Here is a 16,146-nt window from a genome sequence, read left to right as displayed (position 1 = left end):
GGGGTCGCACTATCGTGGAAGGCATGGGCGATCTCGCCGGCCCGGACGACGACGGGCTCCCTCCCGATCGGACCCAGGCCATCCTCGAAGCGGCCAAGGAGGTCGCTTCGCTGCTCAAGGCCGGTGGGCATCCCTTCGCGCTGGCGGGCGGTGTCGCGGTGTACGCGCACGGCGGCCCCGGGACGCTCCAGCACGACGTCGACTTCTGTGTGCTGCCGGAGGACATCGAGGCGGTCACCGGCACGCTGGAGGCCGCGGGGCTGACCGTGGTCGAGCCGCCCGAGGACTGGCTGCTGAAGACCCGGAGCCACGGCCAGGAGGTCGACCTGATCTTCCGGCCGTCCCGGGCGCCGGTCAGCCGCGAACTGCTGGACCGGGCGGAGATGCTGTCGGTCCAGTCCGTCTGGATGCCCGTGCTGGCGGCGACGGATCTGCTGGTCGGGCGTCTGCTGGCGTTCTCCGAGCACTACTGCGACTTCGGTGCCGTGCTGCCGATCGCCCGCACACTGCGCGAGAAGATCGACTGGGGCCGGGTGCGGCAGGAGTGCGGCGCCGAGCCGATGCCGGCCGCGTTCCTCTTCCTGCTGGAGCGCCTCAACGTGATCGAGCCGGAGGAGACCGGCGATGGCGACAGGACATGACCCCCTGCGGGCGGACGGCCCGGAACAGCACGCCGCACAACCAGCGGCGGGCACCCCAACACACCACGCCCCACAACCACCGGCGGACGCCCCCACACACCACACCGCGCACCCGCCGGCGCACACCGAGTACCGCATCGCCCATCTGGAGGAGCGGCTCGCGCGGAGCGACCTGGCCGAGCTGGGGATGCGGATCGAGGCGCGCGGCGACGCCGTGCACATCACCGGTACGGCGTCCACGGCGGCCGATCGCGAGGCGATCCTGCGTCTCGCGGCGGAAGAACTGCCGGGTGTGCCCGTGCGGGCGGACATCGCCCTGGCCGACGTCACCGCGCCGGACCGTCCCGAGGAGCTGTCGTGATCCGGGTCGCGGCCGTCGGGGACATCCATCTGGGGCCGGACAGCCGAGGTCTGCTCCGCCCGGCGTTCGACACCCTCCCCGACCACGCCGACCTCCTGCTGCTCGCCGGGGACCTGACCCGGCACGGCACACCGGAGGAGGCGCGGGTCGTCGCCGACGAGGTGGCGGGGCTGCCGGTGCCGGTGGTCGCCGTCCTCGGCAACCACGACCACCACGCCGAGCGGCCCGATGACGTGACGGCCGTGCTGCGGGAGGCGGGGGTGACCGTGCTAGAGGGCGAGGGAACCGTCGTCCGGGTCGACGGGATACGGGTCGGGGTGGCCGGCACGAAGGGGTTCGGCGGCGGCTTCGCCGGGCGCAGCGGCAGCGAGTTCGGCGAACCCGAGATGAAGGCCTTCGTCCGTCACACCCGAGGGCTCGCGGACGGACTGCGCCGCGCGCTGGACGAGTTGGCCGAGGACGGCTGCGCTGTCCGTATCGCACTCACCCACTTCTCCCCCGTACCGGACACGCTCGTCGGTGAACCGCTGGAGATCTACCCGTTCCTGGGCAGTTACCTGCTGGCCGAGGCGATGGACGAGTCGGGGGCCGATCTCGCCGTCCACGGTCACGCCCATCTGGGCACCGAGCACGGCATCACCAGCGGTGGGGTGCGGGTGCGCAATGTCGCCCAGCCGGTGATCCGGCGTGCCTTCGCCGTGTACCGGCTGCCGGTGGGCGGGGACCGCGGCGCGGGCGGGGACGGGTCGTAGCGCCGGTTGCCCCGGCCGGGGGACGACGGGCTCGGCCTGTCGCGCGGCACCCGGGCGTGGGCCGGGCGCCGGGGTTACCGTCCGTCGACATGTGTGCGCCGACAGGTGTGCGGACGGCATGTGTGCGGACGGCCGGACGGGAGGTCCCGGATGCCCTGGCGGTGGCGGTGGCGGTGGGGGGTCGCGGCGGGTGCCGTCCTGCTGGTGACGACCGGCTGCGGGTCGGTCGAGGAGCGTCGTACGGCGGCCCGGGACGCGGCCGTCGACTTCGAGCGGGCGCTGGGCGCGGAGGACGGGGTCGCCCTGTGCGCGGTGCTGGCGCCGGGGGTCCGGGACGAGGTCGAGCAGTCCTCGGGGACGCCGTGCGAGGAGGCTGTCGTCGAGGAGGACGTTCCGTTCGTCGCGGCGGCGGAGGACGCGGTCGAGGGCGTCGATGTCGCCGGACGCCAGGCCCGGGTGGAGTTCTCGGCGGACACCTTGTTCCTGTCGCGGTTCTCCGACGGTTGGAAGGTCGTCGCCGCCGGGTGCGCCCCGCGTCCGGAGCGGCCCTACCAGTGTCTGCTGAAGGGTGGGTGAGGACGTCGTGCGCGTCATGTTCGTCCTGTGCCTGCTGGTGATCGCGGGCGGCCTGGCCTACTGCGTCACGGTGGGGGCGTTGCACCGATGACGGGATCCCTCCGGCGGTTCGCTCGGGACAACGGCCTGGGGCTCGTCTTCCTGACGTTGTTCGTCCTCGCCCTGGTCGGCCAGGCGTTCGCCGGTCACGCCGACTTCGACAACCAGCTCGCGGCGGAGGGCCTCCAGCAGATCTCGCTGGGCGAGTACGTGACGTCGTCCGACTTCGCGGTCGACGTGATGGAGAACTGGCAGTCCGAGTACCTGCAGTTCTTCCTGTACGTCTTCCTGACGGTGTGGCTGGTGCAGCGCGGCTCGCCGGAGTCCAAGCACCCGGACGGCATCGGGGTCGAATCGGACGAGGAACAGCGGGTGGGGCGGCACGCCCGCCCGGACTCCCCCCGCTGGGCGGCGGCCGGCGGACTGCGTCTCAAGGTGTACGCAAGCTCGCTGGGTTATGTCATGGGGTTGGTGTTCGTGCTGTCGTGGCTGGCCCAGTCGATCACGGGTGTGGCGGCGTACAACGAGGAGCAGTTGCGGCAGCTCCAGGCTCCCGACAGCTGGGGCGAGTACCTCGTCTCGGCCGACTTCTGGAACCGTACGCTGCAGAACTGGCAGTCCGAGTTCCTCGCCATCGCCTCGATGGCGATCCTCTCGATCTATCTGCGCCAGCGCGGTTCCCCGGAGTCCAAGCCGGTCGGTGCCGCCCACACGACGACCGGCGTCGAGGGCTGAACCCCGGGGAACCGCACGGCCGTCAGACCGCCGCGACCGGTGCCTCCGCCGCGGTTTCATGGGCCGTCGACCTCTCGAACTGGGTCCGGTACAGCTCCGCGTACCGTCCGCCCGCCGCGAGCAGTTCCTCGTGCCGGCCGCGCTCCACGATCCGGCCCGCCTCGACGACGAGGATCTGGTCGGCGGTGCGGACGGTCGACAGGCGGTGGGCGATGACCACGGCGGTCCTGCCCTCCAGCGCCTCGGCGAGGGCCTCCTGGACGGCGGCCTCCGAGGTGTTGTCGAGGTGGGCGGTGGCCTCGTCGAGGATGACGACGCGCTGGCGGGCCAGGAGCAGCCGGGCGATCGTCATGCGCTGGCGTTCGCCACCGGAGAGGCGGTAGCCGCGCTCGCCGACGACGGTGTCGAGGGCGTCGGGCAGGGAGCGTACGAGGTCGTCGAGGCGGGCTCGGCGCAGCACCTCCCACAGCTCTTCGTCCGTGGCCTCGGGGCGGGCGAGGAGCAGGTTGGCGCGAACGGTGTCGTGGAAGAGGTGGCCGTCCTGGGTGACCATGCCGAGGGTGGCGCGCAGGGAGGCCGCGCCGAGGTCGCGTACGTCGACACCGCCGATCCGGACCGTGCCCGAGTCCGCGTCGTAGAGCCGGGGCAGGAGTTGCGCGACGGTGGACTTGCCGGCCCCCGAGGAGCCGACGAGGGCGACGGTCTGGCCGGGTTCGGCGCGGAAGGAGACGCCGTGCAGGACCTCGGTGCCGCCCCGGGTGTCGAGGGAGGCCACCTCCTCCAGGGAGGCGAGGGAGACCTTGTCGGCGGACGGGTAGCCGAAGCGGACGTCGTCGAACTCGACGGCGACCGGGCCCTCGGGGACCTCGCGGGCGTCGGGCTTCTCCTCGATGAGCGGCTTGAGGTCCAATACCTCGAAGACACGCTCGAAGCTCACCAGGGCGCTCATGACTTCGACGCGCGCCCCGGCCAGCGCGGTCAGGGGCGCGTACAGCCGGGTCAGCAGCAGGGCGAGGGACACGATCGCGCCGGCCTCCAGGGTGCCGCGCAGCGCGAACCAGCCGCCGAGGCCGTACACCAGGGCGAGCGCGAGGGCGGAGACGAGGGTGAGGGCGGTGATGAACGCCGACTGCGCCATCGCCGTACGGATGCCGATGTCCCGTACCCGGCGGGCCCGTTCGGCGAACTCGGCGGACTCGTCGTCGGGGCGGCCGAAGAGCTTGACGAGGGTGGCGCCGGGTGCGGAGAAGCGCTCGGTCATCCGGGTGCCCATGGCCGCGTTGAGGTCGGCGGCCTCCCGCTGCAGCCGGGCCATGCGGCGGCCCATGCGCCGGGCGGGGACCACGAAGACGGGCAGCAGGACGAGGGAGAGCAGGGTGATCTGCCAGGAGAGGGTGAGCATCACGGCGAGGGTGAGCAGCAGCGTGACCAGGTTGCCGACCACTCCGGACAGGGTGTTGCTGAAGGCGCGTTGGGCGCCGATGACGTCGTTGTTGAGACGACTGACGAGCGCTCCCGTACGAGTACGTGTGAAGAACGCGACCGGCATGCGCTGCACATGATCGAAGACGGCGGTCCGCAGATCGAGGATGAGGCCCTCGCCGAGCGTCGCCGACAGGCGTCGGGCCACGAGGCCGAGCGCTGCCTCGGCGACGGCGATGACGGCGATGAGCACGGCAAGGCGGACGACGAGGTTCTCGTCCCCGTCCGAGACGATCACGTCCACGACGTTCCCCGCGAGCACCGGCGTCGCCACGGCGAGCAGCGCGGTCACGACGCTGAGGCCGACGAACCACGCGATACGGCGACGATGTGGACGGGCGAAGGCGCCGATACGCCGTAACGTCGTCCGGGCGAGGGGGCGGCTGTGCTGCTGGGCGGTCATCATGCCCTGCAGCTGGGTCCAGGCGGTGGTCTCCATACTCATGCGGACGACGCTAGAACCTCGACCAAGCTTAAGGTCAAACGTATTTCGGCGTATGTCGGCGCGCGTATGTCGGCGTACGCCGGAGCGCGGTGACTGTCCGCCGCCGGTCAACCGCCGTCCTCGCGCCCGCAACCCCCTGTTGGCCGGGCGCGGAGAGCCTCTCCCGGTGTGACAGCGACCCAGCTTCCCCGACCACTCACCCGGCGCGTTCCGGTACGGCGGATCCTCTGTCTGCTTCCCCTCGCGCTGGTCCTGGTGGTGGCCGTGCGGCACCGTTCCGTTCTCGCCGAGGGCTTCGCCCATCTCGCGACCGCGCGGTGGCCGTGGCTGGTCGCGGCGGTCGGCGTGACCTGTCTGACCTGGGTCGCGGCGGCCGTGACCCGGCAGGGGGCGCTCGTCGAGCGGCTGCCCGTGCGGCGGTTGCTGGCCACCCAGTTCGCGGCGGGCGCGGCGAATCACCTGCTGCCGACGGGCCTCGGCGCGAGCGCGGTGAACCTGCGGTTCATGATGGTGTGCGGGGTGTCGGCCGCGCGTTCGTCGGCGGCGCTCGCGCTATATCTGCTGGCGGAGTCCGTCGCCCGCGTCGGCCTGCTGCTGGCGCTGCTGGTGGCGTTCCCCCGGGCCCTGCGCCTCGGCCCGCTGCTGCCCGCGGGCACGTCGACCCCCCTGCTGGTCGCGGCCGTCGTCGTCGCGTGCGGGGCGGTGGCCGCGGTGTTCCTGGTACGACGGCTGCGTTCGGCCGTGTTCGGTTTCGTACGCACCGCGCTGGGCGAGGCCCGCGCGGTGCACGCGCGCCCGACGCGGGTGCTGGCGCTGTGGGGCGGCTCGCTGGCGTTCCCGGCGCTCCAGGCGGGTGTACTGGTCACCGTGGGGCTGGCGTTGGGGCTCGACATCCCCGTGACGCACATGGCGCTCGCCTATCTCGCCGCCACGGTCGCGGTCGCCCTCGTCCCGACGCCGGGCGGGCTCGGTTCGGTGGAGGCCGCGCTCGTGGTCGCGCTGGTGGCGGCCGGTGGCCCGACGGCCGTGGCGACGGCGGTGGTGCTGGCGTTCCGGGTCGTCACGGTCTGGCTGCCGTTGCTGCCGGGGGCGTTGACGCTGGGTGCGCTGGTCCGGCTGAAGGTGATCTGAGGAGGAGGTCGCCCCACCGCCGAGCACATCCGGACATTCCCGCCGGCGCGGGGCCTGTCGTCGGCCGATCCACGCAGGTCCGGTGCCGATCAGCCGTACGGATACGGCAGGATGAGCGGTCGCGCCCGTTGTCGCACACGCGTCCGGGCAAGCGAGAACACGCACTCCGGATTCGAGCAGGTGGCAAGGTGACGACACATCACATACGGCCCTCGGGACACGACATACGGTTCCCCGGCCGCTCCCCGCGTCCCTCGGGAGGCGAGCGATGACCCGGACCCTCACCCTCGACGACTACCTCGTGGCCGGAATCATCCTGGCGGCGGGCCTGTTGGCCGCGTTCCTGCTCCGACTGCTGCTGCGCTGGCTCGGCGGGCACGCGACGAAGACCCGCTGGGGCGGTGACGACGTCATCGTCGACACGCTGCGCTCGCTGGTGCCCTGGAGCGCGTTCGTCGGCGGCGCGGCGGCCTCGGCGGCGGTGCTGCCGCTGACCAAGACCGTGCAGCACAACGTGAACCAGTGTCTGACGGTGCTCTTCATCCTCGTCGCCACGGTCACGGCGGCCCGGGTGATCGCCGGTCTGGTGCGCACGCTCGCCCAGTCCCGGGCCGGGGTCGCGGGCTCGGTGACGATCTTCGTGAACATCACCCGGGTCACGGTCCTCGCGATCGGTGTCCTGGTGATCCTGCAGACGCTGGGCATCCCGATCGCCCCGCTGGTCACCGCCCTCGGCGTCGGCGGTCTCGCGGTGGCCCTGGCCCTCCAGGACACCCTCGCCAACCTGTTCGCGGGCATCCACATCCTCGCGTCCAAGACCGTCCAGCCCGGCGACTACATCAAGCTGAGCAGCGGCGAGGAGGGCTATGTCGTCGACATCAACTGGCGGCAGACCACCATCAAGTCGCTCTCCAACAACCTGGTGATCATCCCCAACGGGCAGCTCGCCGGCACCAACATGACCAACTTCAACCAGCCCGAGCAGGACATGACCCTGCTGGTGCAGGTGGGCGTCGGCTACGACAGCGATCTGGAGCACGTGGAGCGGGTCACCAACGAGGTCATCGCCGAGACGATGAAGGAGGTCGAGGGCGCGGTCCCCGACCACGAGCCGGCCGTGCGGTTCCACACCTTCGGCGACTCGCGCATCGGGATGACCGTGATCCTCGGGGTCGGCGAGTTCAGTGACCAGTACCGGATCAAGCACGAGTTCATCAAGCGGCTGCACAGGCGGTACCGGGCGGAGGGCATCAGCGTGCCGGTGCCGCGGCGGGCGATCACGCTGCAGACGGGGGGCGGCGGCGTGGAGATCCCCCACCAGCGGGAGTCCTCGGTCGAGGTGGCCCCCTAGCGGTTTCCTCGCCCCCGCCGCCCCTACCCGTCCCATCCCCAGGGGCGCTGCCCCTTCGACCCCGGGGGTGCGTTGTCGGGTGCGGGTGGGTGGGGCTTCTCGCGCAGTTCCCCGCGCCCCTAAAAGCAAAAAGCACGGGGCGCAGCCCCTGCTTTTTGAGGGGCGCGGGGAACTGCGCGACCAGCCCCCACCGAAGGGACGCTTGGGGGTCGAAGGGGCGCAGCCCCTTGAGGATGGGACGGGTAGGGGCGGCGGGGGCGAAAAACACCCGTGGTGAGCCCCCGCACACACCGACCCCTGTCGAGTCCCACCCCCACACGAGATATCTTGATGTCGAGCAATGTTGCAGACGTGGAGCGGAGCACCCGGTGACTGACTCGACCATCATCTACACGCACACTGACGAGGCGCCCGCCCTGGCGACCCACTCGTTCCTGCCCGTGATCAAGGCGTACGCCTCGCAGGCCGGTGTCTCCGTCGAGACCCGTGACATCTCGCTGGCCGGACGCATCATCGCCGTCTTCCCGGAGTACCTGGAGGAAGGGCAGCGCATCCCCGACGCCCTCTCCGAGCTGGGCGAACTGGCGAAGACCCCCGCGGCGAACATCATCAAGCTGCCGAACATCTCGGCATCGATCCCGCAGCTGAAGGCCGCCGTCGCCGAGCTGCAGGGCCAGGGCTACGCGCTGCCGGACTACCCGGACGACCCGAAGACGGACGAGGAGCGCGAGATCCGCGCCCGCTACGACAAGATCAAGGGTTCCGCCGTGAACCCGGTCCTGCGTGAGGGCAACTCGGACCGCCGCGCCCCCGCCTCGGTCAAGAACTACGCCAAGACGCACCCGCACCGCATGGGCGCCTGGTCCGCCGACTCCAAGACGAACGTCGCGACCATGGGCGAGAACGACTTCCGCTCCACCGAGAAGTCCGTCGTGATCGACGAGGCCGGCTCGCTGAAGATCGAGCTGGTCGGCGACGACGGCTCCACCACCGTGCTGCGCGAGTCCGTACCCGTCCTCGCGGGCGAGGTCGTCGACGCCTCCGTGATGCGGGTCGCCGCGCTGCGCGAGTTCCTGACCGCGCAGGTCGCCCGCGCCAAGGCCGAGGGCGTGCTGTTCTCCGTGCACCTCAAGGCCACGATGATGAAGGTCTCCGACCCGATCGTCTTCGGTCACGTGGTGCGCGCCTTCTTCCCGAAGACCTTCGCGCAGTACGGCGAGACGCTGGCCGCCGCCGGTCTGTCCCCGAACGACGGTCTCGGCGGCATCTACAAGGGCCTGGAGGCCCTGCCGGAGGGCGCCGAGATCAAGGCCTCCTTCGACGCCGAGCTCGCCGAGGGCCCGGCGCTGGCGATGGTCGACTCCGACAAGGGCATCACCAACCTGCACGTGCCGTCCGACGTCATCGTCGACGCCTCGATGCCGGCCATGATCCGTACCTCCGGCCACATGTGGGGCCCGGACGGCCAGGAGGCCGACACCCTCGCGGTGCTCCCGGACTCCTCGTACTCCGGTGTCTACCAGGTCGTCGTCGACGACTGCCGCGCCAACGGCGCCTACGACCCGTCGACCATGGGCTCCGTCCCGAACGTCGGCCTCATGGCGCAGAAGGCCGAGGAGTACGGCTCCCACGACAAGACCTTCGAGATCCCGACCACCGGCACGGTCCGCCTCGTCGACCAGGCCGGCAACGTGGTGCTCGAGCAGACGGTCTCCGCGGGCGACATCTTCCGCGCCTGCCAGACCAAGGACGACCCGATCCGCGACTGGGTCAAGCTGGCCGTCACCCGCGCCCGCGCCACCGGCGACCCGGCCGTGTTCTGGCTGGACGAGACCCGCGCGCACGACGCCAACCTGATCGCCAAGGTCAACGCCTACCTGCCGGAGCACGACACCGAGGGCCTGGACATCCGCATCCTCGCCCCGGTCGAGGCCACCAAGCTGTCGGTGGAGCGCATCCGCCGCGGCGAGAACACCATCTCGGTGACCGGCAACGTGCTGCGTGACTACCTCACCGACCTGTTCCCCATCCTGGAGCTGGGCACCAGCGCCAAGATGCTGTCGGTCGTCCCGCTGATGGCGGGCGGCGGCCTCTTCGAGACGGGCGCCGGCGGCTCCGCCCCCAAGCACGTCCAGCAGCTGGTCAAGGAGGACTACCTGCGCTGGGACTCGCTCGGTGAGTTCTTCGCCCTGGTGCCGTCGCTCGAGCAGTACGCGACGGCCACCGGCAACACCAAGGCCAAGGTCCTCGCCGACACCCTGGACCGCGCCACGGCGACCTTCCTCAACGAGGACAAGTCCCCCTCGCGTCGCGTCGGCGGCATCGACAACCGCGGCAGCCACTTCTACCTGTCCCTGTACTGGGCCCAGGAGCTGGCCGCCCAGACCGACGACGCCGACCTGGCGAAGGCCTTCGCCCCGCTCGCCGAGACCCTCACGACGAACGAGCAGACCATCGTCGACGAGCTGATCGCCGTCCAGGGCAAGCCGGCCGACATCGGCGGCTACTACCAGCCCGACCCGGTCAAGGCCGCCGCGGTCATGCGCCCGTCGGCCACCTGGAACGAGGCGCTGGCGAACTTCGCCTGAGCCCTCGCCTCCGCATGACGCCGACCCCGGCCGGGACCACTCCCGGCCGGGGTCGGCCGCTTTCCGCCCGGCGCCACGCTCAGTCGGTGCCGAGCGCCGTGCGCAGGGTGGCGATCGCCTGCCCGATGGCGGCCTCGGCCGCGTGCGTCCCGCGCAGGGCGTCGAGCATCACGAAGTCGTGGATGATGCCCTGGTAACGGACGGCGGTGACCGCCACCCCGGCCTCGCGCAGCTTGTCCGCGTACGCCTCGCCCTCGTCGCGCAGGACGTCGGCCTCGGCGGTGATCACGAGGGCCGGCGGCAGCCCCTGGAGCTGCTCGGTGGTGGCGCGCAGCGGTGAGGCGGTGATCTCGGCGCGGTCCTTCTCGCTGGTCGTGTACTGGTCCCAGAACCACCGCATGGCGTCGCGCCGCAGGAAGTAGCCCTCGGCGAACTCCTGGTAGGAGCCGGTGTCGAAGGCCGCGTCGGTGACCGGGTAGAAGAGCACCTGCTGGACCAGCGGGACATCGCCCCGCTCCTTGGCCATCAGGGTCAGCGCGGCGCTCATGTTGCCGCCGACGGAGTCACCGCCCACGGCGATCCGGTCGGCGTCCAGACCACGGCCGGCGCCCTCGGTGACGATCCAGCGGGCCACCGCGTAGTTCTGCTCGACGGCGACCGGGTAACGGGCCTCGGGCGAGAGGTCGTACTCGGGGAAGACGACCGCGGCCCGCGCGCCCACGGCCAGCTCGCGCACCAGGCGGTCGTGGGTGTGGGCGTTGCCGAACACCCAGCCCGCGCCGTGGATGTACAGGATCACCGGCAGCACGCCCTCGGCTCCCGCCGGGCGGACGAGGCGGGCCCTGACCTCGCCGGTCGGTCCGCCCGGCACGGTCACCCATTCCTCGTCCACGGCCGGCTTCGCGATGTCGCCCGACTGCACCTCGTCGACGACCTTCCGGCCCTCGATCGGACCGAGGTCGAAGAGGTACGGCGGGTTCGCGGTCGCCTCCGCGAAGGCCGCGGCGGCGGGTTCGAGGACGGGACGGCGGTGGGTGGTCTCGGTCATGACGATCTCCTCGGAGCGGGTGCCGCGGGCGGGGGGGGTGGGCCGGCGTCGTTCGCCGGGTCGGCGGCACACCACGACAGTAGCGCGCGATTCAGTCGTGCACAACTAATCCGCCCACGATTTTTTATCGCGCTATCATTTTGGGCCCGACACAACTCGCGGGTAGAGTGGGAGATCGTCATGCAGAGCACGGGACCGAGGAGCGACACCGTGAGCACAGTCGGCGAGATCGTGACCGCCGGGGCGGATCCGGCACCGGAGCACACCCTGCTCCTGGACGACCAGCTCTGCTTCGCCCTGTACGCCGCCTCGCGCGCGGTCACCGCCCGCTACCGACCGCTGCTCGACGAGCTGGGCCTGACCTATCCGCAGTACCTCGTCATGCTGGTGCTCTGGGAGCGGGACTCCATCTCCGTGCGCGACCTGGGCGCGGCGCTCCAACTGGAGTCCAGCACCCTCTCCCCGCTCCTGAAGCGCCTGGAGGCCGGCGGTCTGCTGCGCCGCGAGCGCCGTACGGACGACGAGCGCTCCGTCGCCATCCGCCTCACCGACGCCGGCGCCCGGCTGGAGGAGCGGGCCCGGACCGTCCCCGTGGACATCGGCGAGGCCATGGGGCTCTCCCCCGAACAGCACACCATGGCCAAGCAGTTGCTGCGGCTGCTGACCGCCAACGTCAGCCGGACGTGACCGGGCGGGTCCCCGCGCCTCAGCTCACGGCGTCGAGCCTGGCCCGCTGCTCACGCGTCAGCTCCAGCTCCACCGCGCCCAGGTTCTCCTCCAACTGCGCCACCGACGACACCCCGGCCAACGGAACGATCGGGAACCGGCCCCCCAACTGCCAGGCCAGCACGACCTGGTTGACGGTCGCGCCGGTCTCCCGCGCCACCTCGCCGAGCACCTTCGTCCGGGCGGGGGTGCCCGGGTGGTCGTAGTCCGACGGCAGGGTCTCCGGCCGTACGTAACCGCCCTTGAGCAGCGGTGAGTAGGCGACCAGGGTGAGGCCGGGCTCGGCCTCCAGATAGCTCAGCAGTTCGGCGGTGGTCGCGCCGAGGGTGCCGTCCGGCCAGAGGTCGCCCGGGACGTCGGTCCGGGGCCGCAGATAGCTGTGGTGGTACTGGAGCACCTCGTAGCCGGGCAGGCCGGCCGCGGCGGCGAGGGCCCGCGCCCGTTCCACCCGCCACACGGCGTGGTTGCTCACCCCGAGCAGCCCGACCGTGCCCTCCGCGACAAGCGCCGCGAACCCCTCGACGGTCTCCCGCGCCGACACCGTACGGTCCTCGATGTGCGCGTAGAGCAGGTCGAGCCGCTCCACCCCGAGCCGTTCCCGGCTGCGCTCCGCCGACTCCCGGATCACCTCGGCCGACAGGCCCTCGGCGTTGTCGACGTAACTGGTGCCGGGCGCCAGGGGACGGGCGCCGAGCTTGGTGGCGATGACGATCTCGTCGCCGACGCCCCGGCTGCGCCGCCACCGGCCGAGCAGTTCCTCGCTCTGCCCGCCCTGCCCGCCGTCGATCCAGAAGGCGTAGTTGTCGGAGGTGTCGATGAAGTTCCCGCCCGCCTCGACATAGCGGTCGAGGATCGCGAACGACGTCCTCTCGTCCGTCCGCGAGCCGAACAGCATCGCGCCCAACGCGAGCACACTGACCTCGCGACGGGTTCCGGGGTCGCTTCCGATGGTGCGGTACCTCATGCCGTTGCCTCCCGTTCCGCCCGGCTCTCGGGCCCGCACAGGAGTCTGCGACTTGAAGCGCACGCGAAGTCAACGCCCTTCGCGACCACTACTCTTCAGCCGCGACCACTACTCTTCAGCCGTGACCTCGACCGAACCGACGCACCGTCCCGAGCTGCGGCTTCCCGACATGCCGCTGCACGATCCGTTCGTGGTCGCCGACGACACGACCCGCACGTACCACCTCTACACGTCCAACGACCCGAGCGTCTCGGGCGTAGACGGCACCGGCACGATGGTCTACCGCAGCACCGACCTGCGGGAGTGGACCCGCCCCGTCGTGGTCTTCCGGACGGCCGACCAGCCAGGGATCTGGGCGAGCGACGGCGCGTGGGCGCCGGAGGTGCACGCGTGGGACGGCCGGTACTACCTGTTCACCACGCTGCACGACGAGAACGCGCCGCTGCCGGTGCCGCCGGCCGCCCGGTGGGGCACGCCCTTCCAGCTCCCGAACCACATGCGCGGCACGATCACCGCCGTGTCCGACTCCCTGCTGGGCCCGTTCACCGTCGTGGACCCCACCCGCCCCACCCCGCCCGAGCACCTCATGACCCTCGACGGCACGCTCTACGTCGACCCGTCCGGGCAGCCCTGGATGGTGTACGCGCACGAGTGGCTGCAGACCGTCGACGGAACCATGGAGGCGATCCGGCTGGCGCCGGACCTGACCCGGACCGTCGGGGACCCGGTGTTCCTCTTCAAGGCCTCCGACGCGTCCTGGCTCACCGAGCAGATCCCCGCCGGAGTGCCGCACCAGCTCGCGCCGTACATCACCGACGGCCCCCAGCTGTACCGGACGCCCGACGACTCCCTGCTGATGCTGTGGTCGACGTACGAGAAGAACGTGGCCGGCGACGACGGCACCGTCAGCGGGGGTTACGTGCAGACCTACGCGGTCTCCCGGACGGGCGACCTCGCCGGGCCGTGGGACCAACGGCGGCCGCTGGTCCGGGAGGACAGCGGCCACGGCATGTTGTTCCGCACGTTCGACGGACAGTTGATGATGATCGTCCACCGCCCCTTCGAGAACGCCCGGGGCAAGCTCTACGAGATGCGGCTCTTCGGCAGCGAGCTGCGCGTGCTGCGCAGGCGTGCCGATCTCGACGGCGGCGGCTGACCGAGGCGTGCCCGGCCACCGCGCATGCCCCTTCCCCGGCAAGGGGCATGCGCGGCCCGACGTTCGCGAGGGGACCGTGCGGCCCCGAGTGGATCAGGTGCAGGTCAGGTAGTTGTAGCCGGCGAGCCGCGTGGTGCCGTCGCCGTCGGGGAAGCTGTAGTTGCCGTCCGCGTTGCGGCTGAGGTTGAAGTCGCGCACGATCCCGTCGTAGCGCAGGTTCGCGGTCTGACCGTCGGCGGTGCTGCCGGACACGAAGTACAGCCACTTGTCCATGTGCCCGAAGGTCTCCTGGCCGACCGATCCGTCGACACCCAGGTCGAAGTATCTCTGGAGGGCCTCGGTCGCCGCCTTGGTGTCCGAGCCGAACCTGCCGTCGATGTCCGAGGCGGAGTTCAGGAAGCCGTCCGCCCAGAGGATCTTCTGCCAGAGGCAGGTGGCGTTGGAGTTGGTGTTGGTGCCGGTCGACAGGATGCCCTCGTTGCCCCAGTCGTCGACGTAGCTGTCGGCACCGTAGACGTAGGCGAGCCCGCTGTACGTCCCGCTCGCGGCGGCCGGCGTGGTCCCGAGCGCGAGGGTGGCCGCGGCCACGGCGCCGACGGTGCAGGCGGCCAGCTTGAATCGCGTGCGCAAACTCATGGGAATCCTCTCTTCGAGCCACCGGACCGGTGCCCGGCGAGCACCGCAGACTCTGGCGACGGCGCGGTCGACCCGGCAAGGAAAACCGCAGGTCACGGGAGAGTGGGATGCCGTCCCCCGCACTGCCTGCGCCGTTCCCTCGGCTCTGGGACGCCGGTGGGACATCGATGGGGCGTGCACCGAACACGCACACGATGAACACGAGATGCGCACGAGGCGTAAATGGTCTAGGGTCCCGAATTCCGAACGACCGATTACTAGGGGTAACCTGTGACAGCCACCGTCGATCCGGAGCGATTCGCGGCGTTCCTGCGGTCGTTGAAGGAGCGGTCGGGTCTGAGTTACGAGGCACTCGCCCAGCGCACCGGCAGCAGCAGATCGTCTCTGCACCGCTACTGCTCGGGCTCGTACGTGCCCCCGGACTACGGCCCCGTACACCGCTTCGCGCTGATCTGCGGAGCCTCCCCCACCGAGTTACGAGAGCTGCACCGGCTCTGGGCCGTGGCCGACATGAGCCGGATGACCCCCGACGAGACGGAAGGCGCGGGGGAAGAGGAAGCGGAAGGCAAGGCGGAAGGGAAGACCGCACCGACGGCGGGGGCGGACGCGGAGGCAGACACCGGACTGCCGGCGGCGGACACCGTGCTCCCGACGGCGAGTGAGGCCGTGCCGACGGCGGGGACCGCGGACCTACCGACAGCGGTGTCGGAATCCGGGGCCACGGCGGCCGGGGCCCAGGCGGCGGTGACCCCCTGGCGTCGGCGTGCGGTGCCGATCCTCGCGGTGTGTTTTCTGCTTCTGGTGGCCGGCGGGACCTGGATGACGCTGGCGACCCGTCAGCAGGCCGCAGCCGAGGACGCGGACGACGGCCGGCTGCTGTTCTCCGCCGCGTGCGCGGAACCGGTCGGCATGGGACAGCACGACACCTGCGTCAAGGAGGTGCAACGACTGCTCGCCAAGGCAGGCGCGGACATCTCCGTGGACGGCTCCTTCGGACCCCAAACCCTGCGCCGGGTCACCGCGTTCCAGGTGCTGCACGACCTCGATCCGGACGGCGTGGTCGGCGCCGAGACGAAGCGGGCGCTCTACGATCCGCAGGCACGGATACGGAGTTGGTCGCCGAAGAAGGTGCGACAACGCGTCCGCCAGGTGTTCGCCGAGGACCCCGACCACGCGGTCGCGATCGCCGACTGCCAGTCCTTCCTCGACCCCCTCCACATCCTGCCCAACACCAACGGCACCAGGAACTGGGGCGTCTTCCAGATCTCCGACACCCGGCTGCGCGAACTCGGCGGCACCCCACGCGAGGCGCTGCAACCGGAGTGGAACATCCAGGCGGCCCACCGCCTCTGGAAACGCGCGGGGAACTTCGACGACTGGCCCTACTGCGAGCGCGCGTACAAGGAGTCCTCGAAGAAGTCGTCGAAGGAGTCCTCGAAGAAGCCCGCAGAGGACCCTTCCGAGGAGCCCTCCTGAACGAAAGCGCGCTTGTGAGGCGTGGTCGCGCAACAGAGA

The 16,146-nt window shown here is 71.0% G+C and carries 15 protein-coding genes; 11 read left to right on the top strand and 4 right to left on the bottom strand.

Annotated elements, in window-relative coordinates; genetic code table 11:
• The first annotated feature begins 23 nt into the window (after nt 1-23).
• The 5 genes from L3078_RS39580 to L3078_RS39560 all read left to right on the top strand — a co-directional run bounded on the left by L3078_RS39580 (nt 24) and on the right by L3078_RS39560 (nt 3,104).
• The gene (locus L3078_RS39580; RefSeq protein ID WP_239759042.1) at nt 24-641 is read left to right on the top strand and encodes a nucleotidyltransferase family protein; all 618 of its coding nucleotides are present in this window, start codon (nt 24-26) and stop codon (nt 639-641) included.
• Nucleotides 625-1,002 carry a BON domain-containing protein gene (locus tag L3078_RS44820; RefSeq protein ID WP_338059548.1) on the top strand — a complete coding sequence of 126 codons (378 nt, stop codon included), beginning with the start codon at nt 625-627 and terminating at the stop codon, nt 1,000-1,002. The genes L3078_RS39580 and L3078_RS44820 overlap by 17 nt, the downstream gene beginning before the upstream one ends.
• Complete coding sequence (locus L3078_RS39570) at nt 999-1,754, top strand: metallophosphoesterase family protein (protein ID WP_239759041.1); 756 nt, start codon at nt 999-1,001, stop codon at nt 1,752-1,754. The genes L3078_RS44820 and L3078_RS39570 overlap by 4 nt, the downstream gene beginning before the upstream one ends.
• Nucleotides 1,755-1,904: 150 nt before the next feature.
• On the top strand, nt 1,905-2,330 hold the full coding sequence (locus tag L3078_RS39565) for a hypothetical protein (protein WP_239759040.1): 426 nt from the start codon (nt 1,905-1,907) through the stop codon (nt 2,328-2,330).
• A gap of 87 nt (nt 2,331-2,417) precedes the next feature.
• On the top strand, nt 2,418-3,104 hold the full coding sequence (locus L3078_RS39560) for a DUF6766 family protein (protein WP_239759039.1): 687 nt from the start codon (nt 2,418-2,420) through the stop codon (nt 3,102-3,104).
• A gap of 22 nt (nt 3,105-3,126) precedes the next feature.
• Here L3078_RS39560 and L3078_RS39555 read toward each other — a convergent pair whose 3' ends face one another.
• Nucleotides 3,127-5,025, bottom strand: coding sequence for an ABC transporter ATP-binding protein (locus L3078_RS39555; RefSeq protein WP_239760668.1), 1,899 nt, complete (start codon nt 5,023-5,025; stop codon nt 3,127-3,129).
• Nucleotides 5,026-5,199: 174 nt separating this feature from the next.
• On the opposite strand from L3078_RS39555, the gene L3078_RS39550 reads away from it, so the two are divergent.
• From L3078_RS39550 to L3078_RS39540, 3 genes are all read left to right on the top strand, one after another.
• A complete protein-coding gene (locus L3078_RS39550) occupies nt 5,200-6,162 on the top strand; it encodes a lysylphosphatidylglycerol synthase transmembrane domain-containing protein (RefSeq protein ID WP_239759038.1) in 963 nt (320 codons plus the stop codon).
• Nucleotides 6,163-6,430: 268 nt separating this feature from the next.
• Nucleotides 6,431-7,513 carry a mechanosensitive ion channel family protein gene (locus tag L3078_RS39545; protein ID WP_239759037.1) on the top strand — a complete coding sequence of 361 codons (1,083 nt, stop codon included), beginning with the start codon at nt 6,431-6,433 and terminating at the stop codon, nt 7,511-7,513.
• 368 nt (nt 7,514-7,881) lie between these two features.
• The gene (locus L3078_RS39540; RefSeq protein ID WP_239759036.1) at nt 7,882-10,101 is read left to right on the top strand and encodes an NADP-dependent isocitrate dehydrogenase; all 2,220 of its coding nucleotides are present in this window, start codon (nt 7,882-7,884) and stop codon (nt 10,099-10,101) included.
• Between the two features lie 79 nt (nt 10,102-10,180).
• Here the strand turns inward: L3078_RS39540 and L3078_RS39535 are convergent, their stop codons facing one another.
• Nucleotides 10,181-11,149 carry an alpha/beta hydrolase gene (locus tag L3078_RS39535; protein ID WP_239759035.1) on the bottom strand — a complete coding sequence of 323 codons (969 nt, stop codon included), beginning with the start codon at nt 11,147-11,149 and terminating at the stop codon, nt 10,181-10,183.
• Nucleotides 11,150-11,416: 267 nt separating this feature from the next.
• Here L3078_RS39535 and L3078_RS39530 point away from each other — a divergent pair, with 267 nt between their 5' ends.
• Nucleotides 11,417-11,836, top strand: coding sequence for a MarR family winged helix-turn-helix transcriptional regulator (locus L3078_RS39530; protein ID WP_239760667.1), 420 nt, complete (start codon nt 11,417-11,419; stop codon nt 11,834-11,836).
• 19 nt (nt 11,837-11,855) lie between these two features.
• Here L3078_RS39530 and L3078_RS39525 read toward each other — a convergent pair whose 3' ends face one another.
• Nucleotides 11,856-12,839 (bottom strand): aldo/keto reductase, encoded by a 984-nt coding sequence (locus tag L3078_RS39525; protein ID WP_239759034.1) that lies wholly within the window; start codon nt 12,837-12,839, stop codon nt 11,856-11,858.
• 169 nt (nt 12,840-13,008) lie between these two features.
• Between L3078_RS39525 and L3078_RS39520 the strand changes: the two genes are divergently transcribed.
• Nucleotides 13,009-13,995 (top strand): glycoside hydrolase family 43 protein, encoded by a 987-nt coding sequence (locus L3078_RS39520; protein ID WP_239760666.1) that lies wholly within the window; start codon nt 13,009-13,011, stop codon nt 13,993-13,995.
• Between the two features lie 93 nt (nt 13,996-14,088).
• Here L3078_RS39520 and L3078_RS39515 read toward each other — a convergent pair whose 3' ends face one another.
• Entirely contained in the window at nt 14,089-14,631 is a 543-nt protein-coding gene (locus L3078_RS39515) for a peptidoglycan-binding domain-containing protein (protein ID WP_239759033.1), read from the bottom strand.
• A gap of 270 nt (nt 14,632-14,901) precedes the next feature.
• On the opposite strand from L3078_RS39515, the gene L3078_RS39510 reads away from it, so the two are divergent.
• Complete coding sequence (locus tag L3078_RS39510) at nt 14,902-16,107, top strand: helix-turn-helix domain-containing protein (RefSeq protein WP_239759032.1); 1,206 nt, start codon at nt 14,902-14,904, stop codon at nt 16,105-16,107.
• Nucleotides 16,108-16,146 lie beyond the last annotated feature (39 nt).

Source organism: Streptomyces deccanensis (genome assembly GCF_022385335.1).
Lineage (GTDB): Bacteria > Actinomycetota > Actinomycetes > Streptomycetales > Streptomycetaceae > Streptomyces > Streptomyces deccanensis.
The sequence above is the reverse complement of the archived record's forward strand: the minus strand, read 5'-3'. Positions and strand labels throughout refer to the sequence as shown.